The sequence below is a fragment of the Ferrimonas marina genome (genome assembly GCF_900129905.1).
GTDB lineage: Bacteria > Pseudomonadota > Gammaproteobacteria > Enterobacterales > Shewanellaceae > Ferrimonas > Ferrimonas marina.
This window is the reverse complement of sequence record NZ_FQXG01000008.1, coordinates 117,099-137,107: the sequence shown is the minus strand read 5'-3', so window position 1 is coordinate 137,107 and position 20,009 is coordinate 117,099. Positions and strand designations below refer to the sequence as shown.

Genomic DNA, 20,009 nt, shown 5'->3' with positions numbered 1-20,009 from the left:
ATGTTGAAAATGGACAATATCTCTCAGGTGTTTCGCACCGAGCTTATCGAAACCCACGCCCTGCGCGACTTTAATCTCAATGTGAGCGAAGGCGAATTCGTGGCCGTGACTGGCCCCTCCGGCTCCGGTAAAACCACCTTCCTCAACGTTGCCGGACTGCTGGAAAGCCCCAGCGGTGGCCACTACTACCTGGATGGTGAAGAGATCAGTGGGCTCAACGACCGTGCCCGCTCCCGCCTGCGCAACGAGAAGATCGGCTTTATCTTTCAAGGCTACAACCTGCTGCCGGATCTCAACCTGTTCGATAACGTCGATGTGCCACTGCGCTATCGCGGTTTCAATGCCAAGGAGCGCAAGCGCCGCATCGAGCAGGCACTGGAGCAGGTAGGGCTTTCCGCACGAATGAAGCACCTGCCGTCGCAACTGTCCGGCGGTCAGCAGCAGCGGGTCGCCATTGCCCGGGCCCTGGCTGGTAGCCCTCGCCTGCTGCTGGCGGATGAGCCCACCGGCAACCTGGACTCGTTGATGGCTCGCCAGGTGATGACCCTGCTCAAAGAGATCAATGCCGCTGGCACCACCATCGTGATGGTGACCCACGATCCCGAACAAGCCGCTCAGACCGGGCGCAACATCCACATCGTCGATGGCCAGGTCTGTGATCTGGCCATGGCAGGTCGCCCCATGGAAAGCCAAGGCTCTCTGCTGCCTGAAGGAGCGGTCGCATGCTGAGTTACTACCTTCGTCTCGGGGCCAAAAGCCTGAAACACAGCCCGATGCTCAGCGTCCTGATGATGCTGGCCATCGCCTTGGGCGTCGCCACCACGGGCACCAACCTGGCGATTCATCAAGCGATGAGCCACAACCCCATGGCCCATAAGGATGACCGCCTCTACAGCCTGCAACTGCAAACGCCGCCGGCGGATTGGAAGGGCTTCTTAGCTGATGGGCTGCCGATTCAGCTGACCTATCAGGACGCCAACAACCTGCTGCGTCAGGGCGGGCCACTGCGTCAGGCAGCGATGCTGCGCACCGGGCTGACGATACAGAATCCGGATCCCGATCTGCTGCCCTTTAGCCAAATGGCCCGGGCCACCGGCCGCGACTTCTTTGCCATGTTCGAGCCGGTATTCGTTCATGGTGGGCCCTGGTCCTCATCGGCCGACGACAATGCCGAGGCGATGGCGGTGATCGACACGGCGCTCAATGAACGCTTATTTGGTGGCGGCGACAACGTGGGTAAGTCCTTTGAGGCAGACGGTGTGCTCTTCACCGTCACCGGCATCATCGCGCCATTTCGCCCCCAGCCGCTGTTTTACGACCTGAACAACGGCGCCTTTCACGACGGTGAGCAGCTTTTTATCCCATTCAGCTTGATCCCCGAGCTGGAGCTGCCCACTTGGGGCAACAGTCAGGGCTGGTGGCCGGAGACGATCAACAGCTACGCCGACTGGTTGGCCTCAGAGATTCAATGGCTGCAGTTTTGGGTCGAGCTGGAGGGCCCGGATCAATACAACGCCTACCTGACGCAACTGCAGGGTTACATTGCGCAGCAGCAAGCGATGGGCCGGTACCCTAATCCCGATGCCATCGCGGGTCTCAAACCGGTCAGTGAGTGGCTGGAATACAACAATGTGGTCAGTGACAGCAACCGCCTGCTGCTGGTGCTCTCGCTGCTGTTCCTGCTGGTCTGCCTGGCCAATACCACCGGGCTGTTGCTGGCCAAGTTCTTGCGCCAGGCCCCTCACAGCGGAGTTCGTCGGGCGCTGGGCGCCAGCCGGGGTCAGTTGCTGCTGCAACACCTCTGTGAGGTCGCCATTCTGGGTTTGGGTGGCGGCCTGCTGGGCAGCTTGCTGTCGCTGGTCGGGCTGGCACTGGTACGCCGACTCTATGCCGGTTATGACCAGTTAGCCCAAATGAACCTGCCGGTGCTGGCAGTGCTGCTGGCACTCTCACTCATCGCCACCTTGCTGGCCGGACTCTGGCCCGCCTGGCGTGTTGGCCGGATCTCCCCTGCCCGTTATCTCAAGAGCCAATAAGGAGCCAGTCATGTTCGAGCTTCGCCCCATTTTCAGTGCCCTGCTGCGCAGCAAGGCCAGCCCGCTCCTCATCCTGCTGCAACTGGTGCTGACCCTGGCCATCATCGCCAATGCCATGCACATGATCGACGAGCGGCTGGCGCTGATGCAGCGTGACAGTGGTCTGCCGGAATCTGAACTGTTCACCTTTAACTTGCGTGAGCTAAACCCTGATGCGCCGCTGGAGCAGCAGCGCCGCCTGGATGAGGCGGCCCTGCGGGCCCTGCCCGGCGTCATTGATGCCAGCTCCATCAGCCAGGTTCCCTTGAGCCAGAGCGGCTCGCAAACCGGTATGGCCCGCCAACCCAATGCCCCCGAGGAGATCCAGGGCGTGTCCTACTTCCAGGGGCCAATCCAGCTGGCCAGCACCCTTGGCCTTACCTTGCTGGAAGGGCGCTGGTTCAACGAAGCGGAAGTCACTGCTACCAAAAGCAACAGGGAACCAAGTCAGGTGATACTCAGCGCCGACGCCGCCAAACAGCTGTTTGGAGAAGAGAGCGCCTTGGGCAAGCAGGTCTACATCGGAAACGATGCGGCGGAGGTGATCGGGATCTATCAGCGTATGCAAAGTCAGAGCGTCCGCAGCCGGAATCTCTACCACACCGCCATCTATCCCATCGAGTCCCTCACCATGCTGAACCGGTTTATGGTTCGGGTCGAGCCGGGACAGCTGGATTCCGTCATGGCGCAAGTGGAAGACACCTTGTTAGCACTGGAGCCCTATCGTGTCGTTAGCGGCTTTCGCTCGATGGCGGAGGTGCGCCAGGACGCCTATCGCAATGACAACGCCATGGCCCGTTTGCTGACCCTGCTCAGTGTCCTATTGCTGGGAGTAACCCTGGTCGGTGTGGTTGGCCAGGTGAACTACACCCTGGTTCAGCGACGCAAGCAGATCGGTATCCGGCGTGCCCTAGGCTGCAGCCGGGGGGCTATCGTGCGCCATTTTCTGCTGGAGAACCTGATGATCGCCCTGGCGGGGGTCACTCTGGGTGCCATGGCCGCATTGGCGCTAAACCAGGCACTGATGGGGGTATTCGAGATCGGCCGCCTGCCACTGACACCGCTGGCAAGCACCATGGCGGGTCTGCTGTTGCTCTGTCAGGGGGCCACCCTGGTACCTGCCCTGCGGGCCGCACAGATCAGTCCCGCCTTGGCTACCCGAAGTGCATAGCCTGGTCAAGTCGGCGGCGGATAGATCCCCGCCGACAGTCCGGTATCCTGAAAGAAAAAAGAATGAAAACCATGATGCCCACTATCCTGATCGTCGATGACAACCCCGCCATCAGCGAAGCGCTCTCGCTGTTGTTAGAACTTGATGGCCACCACTGCCATTGCTGCCTGACCCCAGAGGATGCCCTTGCGACACTGGAGCAGCACGAGATCGCCCTGGTAGTCCAGGACATGAACTTCACTGCCGATACCACCTCCGGCGAGGAGGGCCGGGCACTTTTCCATGCCCTGCGCGCCAAGCAGCCCGATCTGCCCATCATCCTGCTGACCGCCTGGACCGACCTGGCGATGGCGGTGGAACTGGTCAAGTCCGGCGCGGCGGACTACCTGGGCAAGCCCTGGGACGACGCCAAGCTGCGCCTGACCGTCAACAACCTGCTGGAGTTGGGCCAACTGCGCCGAGCCGAACGGGCACGCCAATACCAACAGCAAGCCCAACAAGACCAACTGGCCCGCTTTGATCTGTGCGGCACCCTGTTTACCAGCCCAGCGATGACCCAGCTGCTGGCAACCGCCACCCGGGTGGCCCCCTCGGAGTTGCCGGTGCTGATCACCGGCCCCAATGGCGCCGGCAAGGAGAAGATTGCCGAGATCGTCCAGGCCAACTCCCCGCTGAGAGACAAACCCTTCATCAAGGTCAACGTGGGTGCCCTGCCGCCGGAGCTGATGGAGGCGGAACTGTTTGGTGCCGAAGCGGGCGCTTACACGGGCGCCAACAAGGTTCGCATCGGCCGCTTCGAAGCCGCCGATGGTGGCACCCTGTTTCTGGATGAGATGGGCAATCTGCCGTTGTCCGGTCAGATTAAATTGCTGAGGGTGCTGCAAACCGGCGAGTTTGAACGCCTGGGCAGCCATCAAACCCGCAAGGTTTCGGTGCGGGTGATCAGTGCCACCAACGCCGATCTCCCTGCGGAGATCGCCGCAGGGCGTTTCCGCGAGGATCTCTACTACCGGCTCAATGTGGTGCAACTGGCACTGCCGCCGCTCAACGAGCGTCCTGAGGAGATCCTGCCTCTGGCGGAGCACTTCCTTAACGGCAGGGCTGAGCTATGTGACGATGCCCGTAAGGCGTTGCTGGGGCACACCTGGCCCGGCAACGTGCGCGAGCTGAAAAACGCCATCGACCGTGCCGCCCTGCTCTGCCAGCAACAACGGATCCGCAAGGCGGATCTGGCGTTGAGTGACACCACGGTGGCACCGCGCTTACCGTCGGAGCTGGACCAGGACAGCATCACCGCCGCCCTGGCCCGGCACGGTGGCGTGATGGCCCGGGCAGCCCGAACCCTCGGGGTATCCCGCCAGCAGCTCTACCGGCGCATGGAGAAACTGGAGATGGTGCGGTGAGCCTGAACCGACTGCTGATCCTGCTGGCCGTCACCTGCGCCGCCCTGGCCACCGGTTTGGCCTTGCTCCTGCAGCCCTTGCTCGACGATCTGCTAGCGCTGCCCGTTTGGGGCCAGTTCATCGCCCAGTTCTTACTGCTGCTGCTGCCGCTGTTGTGGCTCTGCTTTGCCCTTGCTAAAGGCCACCGGCTGGGACTGGCCTCACTGGAGGCCGGGGTAATGAACCTGGCGGACAAGGACTTCAGCACAACCTTGCCGGAGCGGGGCTCGCCGGAGATCCGCTCGCTGATCCGCCGCCACAACGCCATGGTGGTGAAACTGCGCCAGGAGCGCTACACCCTGCACCAACGAGAGCTGATCCTCGATAAGGTGATCCAGAACAGCGCCATGCTGGTGCTGCTGGTGGATGACGATGGCCGTATCGTCTTGGCCAATCGCGATGCCGAGCGCTTCCTTGCCCCGAATGGCCAGGAACCGCTGGCCGGATGCGAACTTGAATCCCTGCTGGCTCACCAGCCCGACTCGGTGGCAGCCCTGTTTTGTGCCGAACAGGACGGTCTTTACAGCCTGGAGCTGGAGCCCAAACACACCGAGACCTATCACCTGGTGCAGGGGCAGTTCCTGCTGCACAACCGGCGCCATCGCTTGATCCTGGCACGTCAGCTCACCCGCGAACTGGCTCGGCAGGAGGCTGCGGCCTGGAAGAAGGTGATCCGAGTCATCAGCCATGAGCTCAACAACAGCCTGGCGCCGATCCGCTCCATGAGCCATAGCGGCCGGGTGTTGCTCAGTGAAGATGCCGATCCCCGCTTGCAGCGGGTGTTTAACACCATCGAGGAGCGCTGCAACAGCCTCAACCAGTTTATCCAGGGCTACGCCACCTTCGCTAAGCTGCCGAATCCGCGCCCCCAGCCCGTTTGCTGGCGCCAGTTCATCGATAGCCTGCAGCAGCAATACCCCTTCACGCTGCAAGGTACCCTGCCCTCCGAGCCTGGCTACTTTGACCTGCCCCAATTAGAGCGGGTAATGGTCAACCTGTTGAAGAACGCCCACGAAAGCGGCAGTGACGCCGAAGCGATCCAACTGGCGGTTACAGGCCATGGAGAGCGGGTGCAGTTGACCCTGTGCGACGGCGGCACTGGCATGAGTCCCGCCACCTTGGAGCAGGCTCTGCTGCCCTTCTACTCCACCAAGCACCAGGGCACCGGCCTTGGCCTGGCCCTGTGCCGCGAGATCGCCGAGGCCCACGGCGGTCAGATCCAGCTGCAAAACCGCGACAGCGGCGGTCTGCAGGTGCAACTCACCTTGCCGCAACCGCTCCATCAACCGAGCCCGGTGCCACAGGCCGAGACCCACACCGAGTCTTAATAGAACAAACAGGGCGCCGTTGGCGCCCTGTTTTGTTGGTTAGCTCTGATGTCGGCCTTAGCCGCCGAAGTCATCCAGCAGGATGTTCTCGTCCTCGACCCCCATCTCCTTGAGCATGTTGATCACCGAGGCGTTCATGATCGGCGGCCCGCACATGTAGTACTCGCAATCCTCCGGGGCCTTGTGGCTCTTGAGGTAGTGCTCGTACAGCACGTTATGGATAAAGCCGGTGTAGCCCTCCCAGTTGTCCTCCGGCAGTGGCTCCGACAGGGCCACATGCCACTGGAAGTTGTCCTTCTCCGCCGCCAGGTCATCAAAGTCCTTCTGGTAGAACACCTCGCGCTTGGAGCGGGCGCCGTACCAGAAGCTGATCTTGCGCTTGGAGTTGAGCCGCTTGAGCTGGTCAAAGATGTGGCTGCGCATCGGCGCCATACCGGCACCACCGCCGATAAACACCATCTCGGCGTCGGTGTCCTTGGCAAAGAACTCACCGAAGGGGCCGGAGATGATCACCTTGTCGCCGGGCTTGAGGCTGAAGATGAAAGAGGACATCTGGCCGGTGGGGGCACCGCTGCCCGGCGGTGGGGTAGCGATCCGCACATTGAGCATGATCAGCCCCTTCTCCTCGGGGTAGCTGGCCATGGAGTAGGCGCGGATGACCTCTTGCTTCACCTCGGACTCGAGCTTGAACAGGCCGAACTTTTCCCAGTCGTCACGGTACTCCGGACCGATATCGAAATCCTTATAGAGCACGTGGTGCGGCGGTGCCTCGATCTGGATATAGCCACCCGCCTTAAACGGCACCTCTTCCCCTTCCGGGATCTTCAGCACCAGCTCCTTGATGAAGGTGGCCTGGTTGTCGTTGGAGAGCACCTCGCACTCCCACTTCTTAACCCCGAACACCTCCTCGTCCAGCTCAATCTCCATGTCCTGGCGAACCGCCACCTGACAGGCCAGGCGCATCCCCTCCTTGGCCTCTTTTTTGGTGATCAGATCCAGCTCGGTGGGCAGGATGTCACCGCCACCGCTGTGCACCTTACAGCGGCACTGGCCGCAGGTGCCGCCGCCGCCACAGGCGGAGGAGATAAACACCCCTTGCCCCGCGAGGGCCCCCAGCAGCTTATCGCCGGGTGAAGTGGTAAAGCCCTTGTCGGGATCGCCGTTGATGCTAATGGTGACGTCGCCGCTGGGCACCAGCTGACTCTTAGCCACCAGGATCACCGCCACCAGCAGGCAGACGATGAAGGTAAACATCCCGACGCCGATAATGATTTCCATCGACTCTTCCTTACGCCGTTATCGTTGTTACAGGGTGATGCCAGCGAAGGACATAAAGCCCAGTGCCATCAATCCGGTGGTTATAAAGGTGATGCCAATGCCCTGCAGGCCTTCGGGGATGTTGTGGAACTTCATCCGTTCCCGCATCCCCGCCAGCAAGGCGATGGCCAGGGCCCAGCCTACGCCGGAACCCGCGGCAAACACCGCAGAGTCCACCAGGCCATAATCCCGGTTGGCCATGAAGATGACGCCACCGAAGATGGCGCAGTTCACGGTCAGCAGCGGCAGGAAGATCCCCAGCGCGCTGTAGAGGGTGGGCAGGAAGCGATCCAGCACCATCTCGAGGATCTGCACCATGGCGGCAATCACCCCGATAAAGGTGATCAGCTGCAGGTAGCTCAAATCCAGCTGGGGCTGGCCGGCCCAGGCCAGGGCACCGGGCTTGAGCACATAGGTGTAGATCAGCTGATTCAGCGGTACCGCCAGGGTCATCACCACGACCACGGCGATCCCGAGTCCAATGGCGGTCGAGACCTTTTTCGATACCGCCAGGAAGGTGCACATCCCCAGGAAAAAGGAGAGTGCCATGTTGTCGATAAAGACCGCCTGAATAAACAGCGTCAGATAGTATTCCATCGTTATCCCTTACGTTTCTGCACTGCGTTGATCCCCCAGATCAGAAAACCGATCAGGAAGAAGGCGCTGGGGGGCAGCAGGAACAGTTCGTTGGCCAGGTACCAGCCGTCGTTGGCCTGGGTCTTGAAAATCTCCACCCCGAACAGGGTGCCGGCGCCGAACAGCTCGCGGACGAAGGCCACCGAGCAGAGGATCACGCCATAGCCCAGGGCATTGCCCAGGCCATCGATCACCGCCAGCATCGGCGGGCTCTTCATGGCGAACGCCTCGGCGCGCCCCATCACAATGCAGTTGGTGATGATAAGACCAACAAACACCGACAACTGGCGGGCGATCTCCGGTGCGATGTCCTGCAGCACCATATCCACCACGATCACCAAACTGGCGATCACCGTCATCTGGGCGATGATCCGCACGCTGTTGGGAATGAGATTGCGGATAAGCGAGATGATCAGGTTGGAGAAGATCAGCACGAAGGTCACCGCAGCGGTCATCACCACGGCGTTGATCATGGCGTTGCTTACCGCCAGGGCAGAACAGACACCCAGCATCTGCATCGCCACCGGGTTGTTGGCGAAGATGGGGGTGCGTAGGACCTCGTTGGCCGAGGGGTTTTGACTACTCATCTTGTCTTCCTTATCCCTTGTTCATGCCGGCCAGGTGCTGGAGGTAGGCATCGAAGCCTTCATCACCAACCCAAAACTGCACCGCACGCTCAACGCCACGGCCACTCATAGTGGCACCGCTGATCCCATCGACGCCGAAGGGGTCATCGGGCTGGGCACCGCCGCGCACCACCTTGATCGCCGCCTTGCCGTCGTCATTGAACAGCTTCTTGCCGTGCCACTGACCCTGCCAGGCCGGGTCATCGAGGAAATCGCCGATCCCCGGGGTTTCGCCGTGCTCATAAACGTAAAGCCCACGGATGGTGGTGAGGTCCGCCTCCAGCGCGATGTAGCCGTAGATGACGGACCACAGTCCCTTGCCATGGAACGGCACCACCACGCCATCGAACTGGCCGGACTCATCCAGGATGGTGAAGGCCCGCCCCTGATCGGCGCGGCGACCGATGCGGGCGCTGTCCTTCTTCGGCTTGCTGGAGGTTTCCGGGTTGGCGGCGGCCATGTTGGGGTCGAAGGTGAGAGGGTCGATCTGGTCGTTCAGCTCGCCGCTGTCCAGCTCGACAATCTGCGGACGGATCTGACGCTCAAACAGGGCGTCGATGTCGCCGCCCCGGTGATCACCAAAGCCGGCGGCCATCAATACCGAGTGCTTCATCAGCGCCAACTCTTTCGCCTTGGCGCGCTCCTTGAGGCCGGCGGCTGTGCCGGTGATCATCAACGAGCAGAAGATGCAGAGACAGGCGATGAACAGGAAGGTGCCCTGCACTGAATCCTTGTTATAGCGCATTACGGGCTTGCCTCCGTTTGATGTTGGCGCGAGCCACGAAGTAATCCAGCAGGGGCGACCAGAGGTTGGCAAACAGGATGGCCAGCATGATCCCCTCGACGTGCTCGGGGTTCACCACCCGGATCATCACCACCATAAAGCCAATCAACACGCCATAGGCCCACTTGGCTTTGCGGGTGTAGGGCGCGGTGGTGGGATCGGTTGCCAGAAACATCATCCCCAGGGCGAAGCCGCCGGTGACCAGGTGCCAGGTCCAGGGCATCTGGTAGAGCACGTTCTTATCGTCGCCGATAAGGTTGAACATGGTCGCGGTGGCAATCATGCCAATCAATACGGCCAGCACGATGCGCCAGTCCGCCAGGCGGCACAGCAGCAGCATGCCACCGCAGATCAGGATAAGCAGGGTACTGGTCTCGCCGATGGCACCGGAGTCCAGCCCGAAGAAAGCATCCCACCATCGGGCGTCGCCAAACACGCTGTACCAGGTCACCCCTTCAAAGGCGCCCTTGCTGTCCAGCGCCTGCAGGGTGATGGGAGATTTGGCCCCCTCCACCGCCCAGTAGATGCCATCACCGCTCATCACGGTGGGGTAGGCAAAGGTGAGGAAGGCCAGGCCAACCAGCGCCGGGTTGAGCAGGTTGTAGCCCAGGCCACCGAAGATCTGCTTGCCCACCACCACGGCGAAGCTCATGCCGATGGCCACCAGCCACAGCGGAATCGTCACCGGCAGCATCAGGGCAAACAGGATGGCCACCACCAGGTGCCCTTCCTGCACCGTCTCCTTGCGCAGGCGGGAGAAGATCATGTCCCACACCAGGCCGACGAAGAAGGCGACAAAGAAGATAGGGAAGACAAAGCTGGCGCCGTAGAACAGCCAGGCAAAGAAACCGGAATCGGCGGTCAGGCCACCGCTGATGCCGTTAAACAGCGCCAGCTGCCAGACGTCGGGGGTGGTATGGCCCTCCGCCAGGTCGAGGTGGGCGTGCCAGCCCTGGATCACCATGCCAAATAACAAAATGGGCATCAGGCAGAGCCAGATCATCGACTGGCTGCGCTTCACGTCCATCAGATCCCGGACCGCAACACTGCCCCGGGTTCGCTGGCCATCCGCCAGTAACAAGACCTTGAGATCGGCCATCAGGGTTCGAAACAGCATCCTCAGCCCTCCTTCTCAATCAGGTCAAGACAGACACGCAGCTCAGCGCCGTAGTCGTACTTGCCGGGACAGGCGAAGGTGAACAGCGCCACATCCTCCTCGTCCAGCTCCAGCGCACCAAGCAGTTGCGCCTCATCGGTATCCCGGGCCACCAGGTCCCGCAACAGCAGGGCCGGCTCCAGATCCAGCGGGCTGAGATCATCGAAGCGCCCGTAGGCGATGATGGGTCGGTTGATGCCACCGGAGTCAGTGGTCATGGGAAACTGCTTAGGGCGAGCCAATAGCGTGGTGATAGAGCGGTACAGGGAGAAGCGTTTGCGGCCCTGACCAATCCAGCCAAAGCTGCGGTGGTTGTAGCCCTCCTGCAGGACGGTTACCTGGTTGTGGAAACGGCCAAGAAAGCCATGGGGGCCGTGGGCGTTGTGGCCGGACAGGATAGAGCCGGACACGATGCGGTTGTTGCCCTCTTTCAGTTCACCATCAGTGATGGAATGCACATCGGCCCCCAACTGGGTGCGCAGCAAGCGGGGCTGAGCTACTTGCGGGCCGGTCAGGGCGATCACCCGGTCGGTGTAGAGCTCACCGGTTTGCACCAGCTTACCGATGGCGATGACATCCTGGTATCCGATGTGCCAGACCGTTTTGCTCAGGCTAACCGGGGACAGGGCATGGATGTGGGTGCCGACCAGCCCCGCCGGATGGGGCCCGACAAACTGGTGGGAGTCCACCCCGGTGATGGGCTGTTCCAGCAGGCGCCCCTTGAAGCGGCCGCGGTTGTCGTGACACAGGTGCACCTTGCCGTCGGTGAGCAGGGTCAGCGCTTCCAGTCCGTGCCGGAAGGCATCCATCTGCTCGCTGATCACCAGGTCCGGATCCGCCGCCAGCGGCTGGGTGTCCATGGCGTTGACGAACAGGGCCACCGGTTGGCTATCCGGGGCGGGAACGCGGGAGAAGGGGCGGGTGCGCAGGGCGGTCCAGAGGCCTGAGTCCAGCAGCAGCTGCTGTAGGCTGGCCCGGTCGAGGGTTTCAGGCAACGGCAGCGTGCAGTCTTGCTCGCCCTCAACGGCGATCACCACCGACTGCAGTACCCGGCGGTCACCGCGGTGGATTGCTTCCACCACCCCGGCAGCCGGTGCCGTATGCACCACCCCTGGGGTCTTCTTATCGGCGAACAGCGGTTGGCCCTTGCGGACACGGTCGCCCTCCTCCACCAGCATCGTGGGCTTCATGCCCTTGTGCTCTTCGCCCAATACCGCCACCCGCTTTGCCGGGCGGTGGCCATCGATGCGAGCATCGGGCTTGCCCTGTATCGGCAGGTCCAACCCCTTGGTCACTTTTATCATCCGTATCACACAACCTTGTTTGAGCGTTTCCATCGACGGGCTTCTGAGAAGCACCCTCAGCGCAGTGGGTCAATCTGACCCAAGCCGCCCCACTATAAACACATCGTATCGCTCGATAATTAGATCGAAATCAAACCCCATCGCTTGACGGACAACTTTTGAACCGGCAGGCGTGAGCTTTATTTACCATTTATCAGTAACTTTTTTACTTCTTTGAAGCAAAAATTTTGGCGTTTATGGCTTCAGAAGCGAGAGCAGGATCACACCATAACACGCAATAAATTAACCATTTCGCAAAACCGGCAACATTGATGCAACCCTCAGTCTATGGCGGGATCGCTGAACGCACCAGTTGGTGAGCCTTACTGCCAGAAAAGCGAAGGTAAGGAGGAGAATCCGCCACGGCCTCCCGCCATGGTATGAACAGAACTCACTGCCTTTTTTGAAAGTCACTACCGAAATTACTCATACCAAGCAGTAGGTTGTGTGATTATTAGCCAGCGAGCGCGGATCAATGCGCGCATCGCCATCGCCGGGGTTGCAAGGCAAGCCGATAACCGAGAGGTTAGAAAAGAGAAGCCGCAGGATGCGCAAGGGAGAGATGAGATTGCTCAAAGGGAAAACAGGGGTGGGGCTGGCTGCTCTGCTCAGCGTGCTGGCCGGCCCAGCCGCTTTGGCCGCAGACTATCGCCTGGTTTGGTCGGAAGAGTTTGAAGGCAGCACACTGGATGAGAGCAAGTGGTCTTATCAACTGGGTGACGGTTGTGACATCAACCTGTGCGGCTGGGGCAATAACGAGCTACAGCACTATCGCGCCGACAACGTCACCGTTGCAGACGGCCTGCTGACCATCACCGCCTTGCCCAGCGATGAGCCGGATGTGCCCTACACCTCGGGACGGATCCGCTCGCTTAACAAAGCGGATTTTCGCTATGGCCGTATCGAGGCGCGCATCAAACTGCCCGCCGGTCAGGGCCTGTGGCCCGCCTTCTGGATGCTGCCCACCGACGAGCAATACGGTGGCTGGGCCGCCAGTGGCGAGATCGACATCATGGAGGCGGTCAACCTCACCGCCGCCGGTGGTAATGCGGTGCACGGCACCCTGCACTACGGTGGTTCCTGGCCTGAGAATCAGTACACCGGAAAAGAGTACTCACCGCCTGACTCGGTGGTGGAGCAGTTCCATGTCTACCGGGTGGATTGGCAGCCGGGGGAGATCCGCTGGTATGTTGATGATGTGCTGTATCAAACTCAGACCCAGTGGCACTCCGGCAATGGCCCCTACCCCGCGCCCTTTGACCAGCGCTTCCACCTGCTACTGAACCTGGCGGTGGGGGGCAACTGGCCCGGCGCGCCGGATGACGCCACCGAGTTCCCGGCGCAGATGCAGGTAGACTATGTGCGGGTCTATCAGAACCCGAACCAGGCTGACCGACCCAGCTCCCCCATTCACTGAGATAGCTCATTGGGCTAGCCCATTGAAGTAGCACAATAAGATAGCCGCATAGAAAAGGGCTCCCTCGGGAGCCCTTTGTTCGCAGCAATAGCCTAGTGGCCGATGGCGGTAATGTGGCTGTAAATCAGATCTCCATAGCCCCAGATAACCGTGCCAATGATCGCCACACCTGCAGCCAGGTACTTAATGCCGTGTATCACCCTCAGGTACAACGGCGAGGCTTTGCGCTGATATCCCGTCGGCTCAGCGTCACCACTGGCGGGCGTATTCGACAGGCTGATCTTAAACAGGATGTATTCGATCAAGGCAGCGCAGAGCACCACCAAAGAGCCACTGCGTTGAAACCAGGTAGCGATCTGCTCATCCGGACTGAGCACCCCATTCCAGGCCAACACGGGGATCATCACCACTGCGAGCAGTAGCATCAGTATCAAACCCAGGTGTGGCTTGAGTCGCCTCTTCGGTCTTTCGGGCACGGTATCAGCCTCCACTCACAAAGCGCTTTCGAAACGATATAACAAATAGGATTGTCTCAGTGTGGCACTAACCCCATGAATCCACGCTGAATTGCTTCTCTCCACGAGGGCGCAAACGGTGGCGTAAGCGAGAGCTCGCGCCGGCCATAACCCCGGCTTAAACCCGGCTCAAACCCGGCTTAAACTCGCCAAGCACAGTGGCGTAAAGATGACCCGCACCGGCTAAATCCAGTCAACATTGCATTCGGTAGCGGTTTTGACCAACCCAGTGGTCAATTCGACTATTGCCCCAACTTCCTCCCCATATCGGCAATCTCCCCCTTCCAGCCCGCCTTAAAATTACCTAACAAAATCAATAATTTGATTATTTTTTAAACATTGGCACGCCGCTTGTAATAGCTACAGTGTCATTCAATCACACAAGGTATATCCCATGACTGCGCTGAAGACTCTGGTATCTGTTTCTGTTGTTGCTCTGTCCCTGACTGGCACCGCCCAAGCAGGCCAGACCATCTCCCTCACCGAAGCGATCGACCGCTCTCTGCAACGTGGCTTCGCCCAGGTTAGCCAGAACATCGTTGAGGAAGCACGTCAGGAAGCCCTGTCCACCGCCCAACGTTTCTTTGGTCGCGTGACCGTCACCGACTCTCCGGTACTGGCCAAGCAAACCGAAGAAGCCAAGCAAGAAGAGCTGCGCGAACAGCGCGAGAAATAATCCTGGATTACGGCTCCAATAGCTTGGAGAGACGCGATGAAAGGCAATAACCCTAGGCCGACCGGCGGTGCACACAGACACCGCGGTTGGCCTCGGTTAGTCAAGGCTGGCCCCGGCTCGCCAAGAAACGGGGGTATTGCAGAGCATTCTCCTACCCAGCCAGTTCGTTCACGAGATCTGACGACAACCCAAACACCCTGGCGACGGTTGGGCCCTTTCTTCACACCAGACCCAGCCACTGATCCCTAGCTCCACTTGTCTGCTGTTTCGAACAACCTGCTATTTCGAACAGACTGCTGTTTCGAACAGTCTGCTATTTCGAACAGACTGCTTTCTAACTGGCTGCGATTCCGTAAAGCCGCCTCGAAAAGACGTCTATCTATGGGCTTTTACTCCAAGCCTTTTCTATGAGCCTTGCCTGTGAGGTTTATCGATCAGCCTTGTCTAGAGGCCTTCGCCTTCTTACCTACCGATAGCCAATGATCGGCTTAGCTGCCGTTAAGCCGTGCCATGCCTTCCCGTACCCCATGAGAGAGCCGGAACGACAAGGGCTCCCATCGGGAGCCCTTTTCTTTCAGCAGAGGCCGACCTCGCTATAGCCCAACCATCTCGTCGTAAGCGTTGTGTTCATTCAGATGGACCTTGCCCGCCGGCACATCCGCCAAGGCCTGGCGCATCAACACCAGACTGCGGGTGGTCAGTACCTCATCGTCTTGGCTGTAAATAGCATGGGTCTGTCCGTTGATCTCCACCGAGGCGCTGTACAAGGCGCACTCCAGTGAGTGGATCATCACCCTATCGATGTCAGGGCTGTGTTTGAGCTGTTGCAGTGTTATGGCCATGGAAGCGTACCCGCTGGTTGGTCCACGTCAGAGTTAAACGAGCACTGCGGCTCTCGAGATCAGCCATCTGCTTTCTGCCAGCTCCAACTGTCATTAGCGCCGAAAAGCACCCTCAAACAAATAGGCGAGCAAAGCCAAGCAGATCATCTCCAGTTTCCTCTCAACATCAGTATCACTGGTGGATTTGACCAACCTTATGGTCAATTCTGCTATTGCCCCCGATTACTCCCCATATCGGGATTCTCACCCGCCCAATCCGGTTTAAAAATATCCAACAAAATCATCACATTGATTAAATTTCAAACATTGGCACGCCGCTTGTAATCACAGACAGTGTCACTCAATCACATAAGGTAAATCCCATGACTGCGCTGAAGACTCTGGTATCTGTTTCTGTTGTTGCTCTGTCCCTGACCGGCACCGCCCAGGCAGGCCAGACCATCTCCCTCAACGAAGCGATCGACCGCTCCCTGCAGCAAGGCTTTGCCCAGGTCAGCCAGACTATCGCCGAGGAAGCACGTCAGGACGCACTGGCCTCAGCGCAACAGGTTTTTGGTCGTGTGACCGTGACCGATTACCCGGTACTGGCCAAGCAAAGCAAAGAAGCCAAGCTCCAAGACCAGCACCAAGCTCTGCGCCAACAGCGCGGTGAATAAGCCTGGATTACGGCTCTGATTGCTTGGAGAGACACGATGAAAAGCAATGACCCTTGGCCAACTGCCGGTGAAGCAAGGACACCGCGGTTGGCATGGGAAAGATGGATTGGCATGAAAGTGCTCGCCTTCATTGTCCTATCAATGGCTCCAGGCTCGCCCGACTAATCAAGCATTCGGGACAACTGCACCTCAGTAGCTGGGCGACCATCCGTCAAGGCTAGAAAGGCTGATTTCTCTTTTCTCACCAAGGAAAAGCCAAGTGCTCTGAATACATCAACATTCCCTGTCTCTTCAACGCACCAAACCGACATCTCTTTTGCACCTGAGAACGCAGCAGAGACTTGTGAGAGAAGTAAACGAGCCAATCCTCGCCCCCTATGGCTGCATGACACGTACAAAGCGGAAAGATGTAGGGAGGTTCTATCTCTCTTTACGCTGACCGCCGCTACGATTTTGTTCTCTTGTATCAAGGCAAACAGCTCAAGGCTGCTACTTTCCACTGCCCTTGCCTGCAGTGCCCGCTTCGTTGGCGTGTAGGTGTCCCGCAACTCTCGAAGGCACGACTCACATAAGGAGATATATCGCTCATCACTAAGGGCAACTCTTTCCAATCTAATAGGCATTTATCTTCATTCGTCTACACCAGTAAGCCCTACCTTCATCGGAAGAGACCAAGTTCGCATGTCATCTTTCGTCGCCAAAGGCGTCATCACGACCTTCAACCACTCTGCCCCCTTGAACCTGGCTCAGTTCGGCTCGGGGAGCGCGGGAACTGGGACAGACCCGTGGTAAGAAAAAGGCGCCCAGTGGGGCGCCTTCGTTCAGGGTTAGAGCTTTACTTTGTGGCCAAATGGCGTGGCCAGCTCAGTGCGGTTCTGCACCGATGAAGCGTCGATATCCATATCCAGATGGTAGAGCGTTGCACCATAGCTGAGGCTTTCAGCATCGCCCCAGCGCAGCAGACCCTCCAGGCCTTCAGACGCAGGCAGGAACATGGAAAGCTCGGTCTGCATCAAGTGCACTGCGGAGATCGCGGGCAGTCCCCCCAGATCCTCAGGCAGTTCAAAGTGGGGCAGCCATCCCCCCTGCGGCTTGCCGATGACTGCGTGGGTGGTGGTGCTGAACTGGCTCAGATTCAGCATCATCTGCACGGAGAACACGTACTGGTGATCAAAGCCCGCCGCCTGGTAGCTCAGCCCCTGCTCTGTCCACTCCATTTCGTTGATCGTGTCGGTATCGATATCAGGAAGGGTGAAGCTCAGCTCATCGTTTCTGGCCAGGCTGCCGGCGATAAAGTAGCTGCCGTTAGCGATGCTCGGATGGCTGTCGGCCACATCGAACTCGATATGCTGGTCAGCCGCCGAGGTGGGCAGCAGATCCAGCAGGATATGATCACCGCTTTGGTAGTAGCCGGTATCAATGTCCATCAGCCAGCCATCGACCAGGACTCGGCCGGGGATGGCATCGAGTGCATAGCCGTAGTTATGATGCAGGCTGACCTGCTCAAGCGTCCCATCCAACTGGAAGGCGGTGTCGTCGCCGTCACGCAGCACGGCAAAGTCCTGGTAGCTGCTAAAGCCTTCTCGTCTGCCCAGGAACAGGACAGGGCCCAGATCAAAGCTCAGTTCGTTCAAGCCGCTGGATTGGCTTTCACCGTCCACCACCTGCCGTGTACGCAGGCTATCTCGGGCGATAGCGCGGTACTCATCGGCATTATCAATACTGTAGGGGTGCCAATCGAGAGTGGGCAGCGACTCAATGCAATCACCTAGGTGGGCGCTGGGATCATTGCTCTCCTGGCTATCCATAAGCCACACCTGCGACCCATCGATCATGCTGCGGGCGAAGCTGAACAGCATATGGGCACGAGGCTCTGACTCAAAGGGATCGTAAACGGTGAGGTAATCGCTGCTGGCCAAGCCGCTCAAGTCGACCTGACCCTGGGGATCGATACCGAGGGTTCCGAGCAAGGCCCCTTGGTCGTTGTGGCGCCAGATCTCCAGCTCGGTCACGGCGGCATAGCATTGGCGAGCCGGGTCAAAGGCGAGAAGACTCAGTGCGTCATCCGCGTCGGGTTTATCGTCTTTACTGCTGCTGCAACCGGCCAGTAAGGCCAATGACACGGTGAGGGCGATCTTTTTCATCATGGATCCTTCCTATTAAGAGAGGCTCAGAGTAAGAAGGCCATGACGATTAAGAAAGCAGCTTTACCGCAAAAATCCTGAATAAGGTATCTGTTTAACCAATTAATATTAAAGCGTAACAGATGGGTAATTCTGAGTTACTTTGCAACGCCAGTTACGCCACTCGCCATTATCTGGGTGACGGCACTCTCCGAGAGCTTGGCAATGAACGTTTCAACGAATTCATCCCTATCCTGCTCGCTCCATGGCTCATTTCGATGAGGACTGAGATCCGCCTCGTCGTAGAGCGGACACAAGTGGATATGCACATGGGGCACCGAAAACCCTTCCACAGCGATACCAATGCGATTGGCACCGGTGAGCGCTTTCAGAGGGCCAGCCAGCTTCTTGGATAAAGCCCATAGCTGATGATACGTCTCGTCATCCAGGTCAAAGATGTAATCCACCTCTGCTTTGGGGATCACCAGCATATGCCCAGGGTTCACGAAGTGCCCACGGGGCAGAATGCAAAAAGCATCATCATCTTCATAGACAATTCTGCCTGGCAGCTCTCGATTGATGATTTGCGTAAATACTGTGCTCATTACCTCTCCATACACCCAAGCATTAGCCCAACTCAGATTGTGCTCACGAGGATTGTCCTCGCTGACCTTCAAGCTAAATGTTGTTATACCAAAGCTCGTGGATTAACTCCGGCTCACGCACCGCCCCGGTAGATTGGTACAGCGACAAAGCCGGCGTGTTATTGGACTCTGTGCCAACCCAAAGGCTCGAGACGCCCTGACTGCGCAAACAATGCTTCAGTTCGTTGACCATGGCAGTAGCAATACCTTGCCTGCGAAACTGCGGGCAAACCTCGATCTCATAGAAGTAAGCCATCTTTTCGTCCCTATCGAGTCTGGGCATAACGTATGCGCTCAAAAAACCGATAGGCACAGCATTGGCTGTCGCAACGATAACGATGTTTGTCTGGCTAGCAAGAAGCTCTTGTAAGTGGCCAATAGTCGGGACGCATCCTTCACGCTCACCTTCCGGAATGAGTTTCTCAACCGCCGCCAGCGCGATGGCTTCTTCACCTGCACTTAGCCGCCAAACCTTAACTATATTGTCGTCATTCATGGGATATATCTTTGATTACTAGCCTTCGGTTTTCGATCACTCTGACCCATTGAGCCTCACACAAACAGACTATCTTAATAACCAAACTAAAACCGCACTAATAATCACAAGGTTGAAAGTACACATCAAACATTTTACCTGCTGCTATTTTGCAGCGTTCTTGGGCATTTTTCCATGTGACCAGATAAAGATTTAAGGAAACAACCACAAGACCCACACCGAACTTTTCCTTTTAACTTTATGTCATTTTTGTCGTAATACGCATCCCACTTGTCAGGATGTGATTGACTGATGTGCTGTGTAAGATCTACCACTTTCTTTTCACAATATGGACAAGAAACTTTAGATTTAACTAACTTTACCTTAGATTTACTTTCTAGAACCGACAAACGGTGGCTCAAATGTGAGGTGTATAGATACACGGCTCGATCAATCGTAAACTCCGATCCTCGACAAGAACGGATACCAGCTGAGCGAAACTGTTTAGCCAATAGATACAGTGGGTCTCCTATATCCAAGCTCTGAAAAACAAGGTAGAGTTCACTAGCACTATCTATAAACTCCGTCGAATAAGTAGTAGCCCAACTGCCAGAGCCATGATGTGAAGGTAGGTACTCACCTTGTTTAGACTTACATTTTTCAGTTAACTCTCTAATCTGCTTTTTTTTATTTTTGTAAATATCCATTAATTCTCCAAGCGACTAAAGCCCCAAAAGGAGCCGAGTGTAGCGAGATCCCGCGCACGAAGTGCGCATTCCTGAT

General features: G+C 58.2%; 21 protein-coding genes. 8 read left to right on the top strand and 13 right to left on the bottom strand.

The window, feature by feature from the left end; genetic code table 11:
• From BUC04_RS18765 to BUC04_RS18745, 5 genes are all read left to right on the top strand, one after another.
• Positions 1–729 carry an ABC transporter ATP-binding protein gene (locus BUC04_RS18765; RefSeq protein WP_067660026.1) on the top strand — a complete coding sequence of 243 codons (729 nt, stop codon included), beginning with the start codon at positions 1–3 and terminating at the stop codon, positions 727–729.
• Positions 723–2,036 (top strand): ABC transporter permease, encoded by a 1,314-nt coding sequence (locus tag BUC04_RS18760; RefSeq protein WP_067660028.1) that lies wholly within the window; start codon positions 723–725, stop codon positions 2,034–2,036. The genes BUC04_RS18765 and BUC04_RS18760 overlap by 7 nt, the downstream gene beginning before the upstream one ends.
• Positions 2,037–2,046: 10 nt before the next feature.
• Positions 2,047–3,246 carry an ABC transporter permease gene (locus BUC04_RS18755; protein WP_067660031.1) on the top strand — a complete coding sequence of 400 codons (1,200 nt, stop codon included), beginning with the start codon at positions 2,047–2,049 and terminating at the stop codon, positions 3,244–3,246.
• Positions 3,247–3,320: 74 nt separating this feature from the next.
• Entirely contained in the window at positions 3,321–4,649 is a 1,329-nt protein-coding gene (locus BUC04_RS18750; RefSeq protein ID WP_067660132.1) for a sigma-54-dependent transcriptional regulator, read from the top strand.
• Positions 4,646–6,016, top strand: a complete 1,371-nt coding sequence (locus tag BUC04_RS18745; RefSeq protein WP_067660035.1) for a sensor histidine kinase — start codon at positions 4,646–4,648, stop codon at positions 6,014–6,016. The genes BUC04_RS18750 and BUC04_RS18745 overlap by 4 nt, the downstream gene beginning before the upstream one ends.
• 57 nt (positions 6,017–6,073) lie before the next feature.
• Here BUC04_RS18745 and nqrF read toward each other — a convergent pair whose 3' ends face one another.
• The 6 genes from nqrF to BUC04_RS18715 are packed head-to-tail and all read right to left on the bottom strand — an operon-like array spanning position 6,074 to position 11,839.
• Positions 6,074–7,294, bottom strand: a complete 1,221-nt coding sequence (nqrF, locus tag BUC04_RS18740) for an NADH:ubiquinone reductase (Na(+)-transporting) subunit F (protein ID WP_067660039.1) — start codon at positions 7,292–7,294, stop codon at positions 6,074–6,076.
• A 27-nt stretch (positions 7,295–7,321) separates the two neighbouring features.
• Positions 7,322–7,930, bottom strand: coding sequence for an NADH:ubiquinone reductase (Na(+)-transporting) subunit E (nqrE, locus tag BUC04_RS18735; protein WP_067660041.1), 609 nt, complete (start codon positions 7,928–7,930; stop codon positions 7,322–7,324).
• 2 nt (positions 7,931–7,932) lie between these two features.
• Positions 7,933–8,556, bottom strand: a complete 624-nt coding sequence (locus BUC04_RS18730; protein ID WP_067660042.1) for an NADH:ubiquinone reductase (Na(+)-transporting) subunit D — start codon at positions 8,554–8,556, stop codon at positions 7,933–7,935.
• Positions 8,557–8,566: 10 nt separating this feature from the next.
• Positions 8,567–9,340: an NADH:ubiquinone reductase (Na(+)-transporting) subunit C gene (gene nqrC / locus BUC04_RS18725; RefSeq protein ID WP_067660045.1), complete on the bottom strand. Its 774-nt coding sequence runs from the start codon at positions 9,338–9,340 to the stop codon at positions 8,567–8,569.
• Entirely contained in the window at positions 9,330–10,496 is a 1,167-nt protein-coding gene (locus BUC04_RS18720) for an NADH:ubiquinone reductase (Na(+)-transporting) subunit B (RefSeq protein ID WP_067660046.1), read from the bottom strand. The genes nqrC and BUC04_RS18720 overlap by 11 nt, the downstream gene beginning before the upstream one ends.
• A gap of 2 nt (positions 10,497–10,498) precedes the next feature.
• Complete coding sequence (locus tag BUC04_RS18715; protein WP_067660049.1) at positions 10,499–11,839, bottom strand: Na(+)-translocating NADH-quinone reductase subunit A; 1,341 nt, start codon at positions 11,837–11,839, stop codon at positions 10,499–10,501.
• A gap of 607 nt (positions 11,840–12,446) precedes the next feature.
• Between BUC04_RS18715 and BUC04_RS18710 the strand changes: the two genes are divergently transcribed.
• Positions 12,447–13,295, top strand: coding sequence for a glycoside hydrolase family 16 protein (locus BUC04_RS18710; protein ID WP_159437705.1), 849 nt, complete (start codon positions 12,447–12,449; stop codon positions 13,293–13,295).
• Positions 13,296–13,387: 92 nt separating this feature from the next.
• Here BUC04_RS18710 and BUC04_RS18705 read toward each other — a convergent pair whose 3' ends face one another.
• Positions 13,388–13,720, bottom strand: a complete 333-nt coding sequence (locus BUC04_RS18705; RefSeq protein WP_067660055.1) for a hypothetical protein — start codon at positions 13,718–13,720, stop codon at positions 13,388–13,390.
• Positions 13,721–14,204: 484 nt separating this feature from the next.
• On the opposite strand from BUC04_RS18705, the gene BUC04_RS18700 reads away from it, so the two are divergent.
• Entirely contained in the window at positions 14,205–14,486 is a 282-nt protein-coding gene (locus BUC04_RS18700) for a hypothetical protein (RefSeq protein WP_067660058.1), read from the top strand.
• Between the two features lie 593 nt (positions 14,487–15,079).
• On the opposite strand, the gene BUC04_RS18695 is transcribed toward BUC04_RS18700, so the two are convergent.
• Positions 15,080–15,328 (bottom strand): DUF6482 family protein, encoded by a 249-nt coding sequence (locus BUC04_RS18695; RefSeq protein ID WP_067660061.1) that lies wholly within the window; start codon positions 15,326–15,328, stop codon positions 15,080–15,082.
• Positions 15,329–15,690: 362 nt separating this feature from the next.
• On the opposite strand from BUC04_RS18695, the gene BUC04_RS18690 reads away from it, so the two are divergent.
• Positions 15,691–15,984 carry a hypothetical protein gene (locus BUC04_RS18690; RefSeq protein WP_067660063.1) on the top strand — a complete coding sequence of 98 codons (294 nt, stop codon included), beginning with the start codon at positions 15,691–15,693 and terminating at the stop codon, positions 15,982–15,984.
• A 161-nt stretch (positions 15,985–16,145) separates the two neighbouring features.
• On the opposite strand, the gene BUC04_RS24300 is transcribed toward BUC04_RS18690, so the two are convergent.
• From BUC04_RS24300 to BUC04_RS23750, 5 genes are all read right to left on the bottom strand, one after another.
• Positions 16,146–16,607 carry a GNAT family N-acetyltransferase gene (locus tag BUC04_RS24300; protein WP_073326069.1) on the bottom strand — a complete coding sequence of 154 codons (462 nt, stop codon included), beginning with the start codon at positions 16,605–16,607 and terminating at the stop codon, positions 16,146–16,148.
• 204 nt (positions 16,608–16,811) lie between these two features.
• Positions 16,812–18,131, bottom strand: a complete 1,320-nt coding sequence (locus BUC04_RS18680; protein WP_067660069.1) for a hypothetical protein — start codon at positions 18,129–18,131, stop codon at positions 16,812–16,814.
• A 134-nt stretch (positions 18,132–18,265) separates the two neighbouring features.
• On the bottom strand, positions 18,266–18,712 hold the full coding sequence (locus BUC04_RS18675) for an HIT family protein (protein WP_067660073.1): 447 nt from the start codon (positions 18,710–18,712) through the stop codon (positions 18,266–18,268).
• A gap of 73 nt (positions 18,713–18,785) precedes the next feature.
• A complete protein-coding gene (locus BUC04_RS18670; RefSeq protein WP_067660076.1) occupies positions 18,786–19,247 on the bottom strand; it encodes a GNAT family N-acetyltransferase in 462 nt (153 codons plus the stop codon).
• Positions 19,248–19,381: 134 nt separating this feature from the next.
• A complete protein-coding gene (locus BUC04_RS23750) occupies positions 19,382–19,933 on the bottom strand; it encodes a hypothetical protein (RefSeq protein WP_143165793.1) in 552 nt (183 codons plus the stop codon).
• Between the last annotated feature and the right edge of the window lie 76 nt (positions 19,934–20,009).

Excerpts from the sequence above, each read along its gene's own strand:
- BUC04_RS18675 (WP_067660073.1), bottom strand. The coding sequence starts at position 18,712 with ATGAGCACAGTATTTACGCAAATCATCAATCGAGAGCTGCCAGGCAGA.
- BUC04_RS18760 (WP_067660028.1), top strand. The coding sequence starts at position 723 with ATGCTGAGTTACTACCTTCGTCTCGGGGCCAAAAGCCTGAAACACAGC.
- nqrE (WP_067660041.1), bottom strand. The coding sequence starts at position 7,930 with ATGGAATACTATCTGACGCTGTTTATTCAGGCGGTCTTTATCGACAAC.
- BUC04_RS23750 (WP_143165793.1), bottom strand. The coding sequence starts at position 19,933 with ATGGATATTTACAAAAATAAAAAAAAGCAGATTAGAGAGTTAACTGAA.
- BUC04_RS18715 (WP_067660049.1), bottom strand. The coding sequence starts at position 11,839 with ATGATAAAAGTGACCAAGGGGTTGGACCTGCCGATACAGGGCAAGCCC.
- BUC04_RS18730 (WP_067660042.1), bottom strand. The coding sequence starts at position 8,556 with ATGAGTAGTCAAAACCCCTCGGCCAACGAGGTCCTACGCACCCCCATC.
- BUC04_RS18700 (WP_067660058.1), top strand. The coding sequence starts at position 14,205 with ATGACTGCGCTGAAGACTCTGGTATCTGTTTCTGTTGTTGCTCTGTCC.
- nqrF (WP_067660039.1), bottom strand. The coding sequence starts at position 7,294 with ATGGAAATCATTATCGGCGTCGGGATGTTTACCTTCATCGTCTGCCTG.
- BUC04_RS18680 (WP_067660069.1), bottom strand. The coding sequence starts at position 18,131 with ATGATGAAAAAGATCGCCCTCACCGTGTCATTGGCCTTACTGGCCGGT.
- BUC04_RS18705 (WP_067660055.1), bottom strand. The coding sequence starts at position 13,720 with ATGCTACTGCTCGCAGTGGTGATGATCCCCGTGTTGGCCTGGAATGGG.
- BUC04_RS18720 (WP_067660046.1), bottom strand. The coding sequence starts at position 10,496 with ATGCTGTTTCGAACCCTGATGGCCGATCTCAAGGTCTTGTTACTGGCG.
- BUC04_RS18765 (WP_067660026.1), top strand. The coding sequence starts at position 1 with ATGTTGAAAATGGACAATATCTCTCAGGTGTTTCGCACCGAGCTTATC.
- BUC04_RS18695 (WP_067660061.1), bottom strand. The coding sequence starts at position 15,328 with ATGGCCATAACACTGCAACAGCTCAAACACAGCCCTGACATCGATAGG.
- BUC04_RS18690 (WP_067660063.1), top strand. The coding sequence starts at position 15,691 with ATGACTGCGCTGAAGACTCTGGTATCTGTTTCTGTTGTTGCTCTGTCC.
- BUC04_RS24300 (WP_073326069.1), bottom strand. The coding sequence starts at position 16,607 with ATGCCTATTAGATTGGAAAGAGTTGCCCTTAGTGATGAGCGATATATC.
- nqrC (WP_067660045.1), bottom strand. The coding sequence starts at position 9,340 with ATGCGCTATAACAAGGATTCAGTGCAGGGCACCTTCCTGTTCATCGCC.
- BUC04_RS18755 (WP_067660031.1), top strand. The coding sequence starts at position 2,047 with ATGTTCGAGCTTCGCCCCATTTTCAGTGCCCTGCTGCGCAGCAAGGCC.
- BUC04_RS18750 (WP_067660132.1), top strand. The coding sequence starts at position 3,321 with ATGCCCACTATCCTGATCGTCGATGACAACCCCGCCATCAGCGAAGCG.
- BUC04_RS18670 (WP_067660076.1), bottom strand. The coding sequence starts at position 19,247 with ATGAATGACGACAATATAGTTAAGGTTTGGCGGCTAAGTGCAGGTGAA.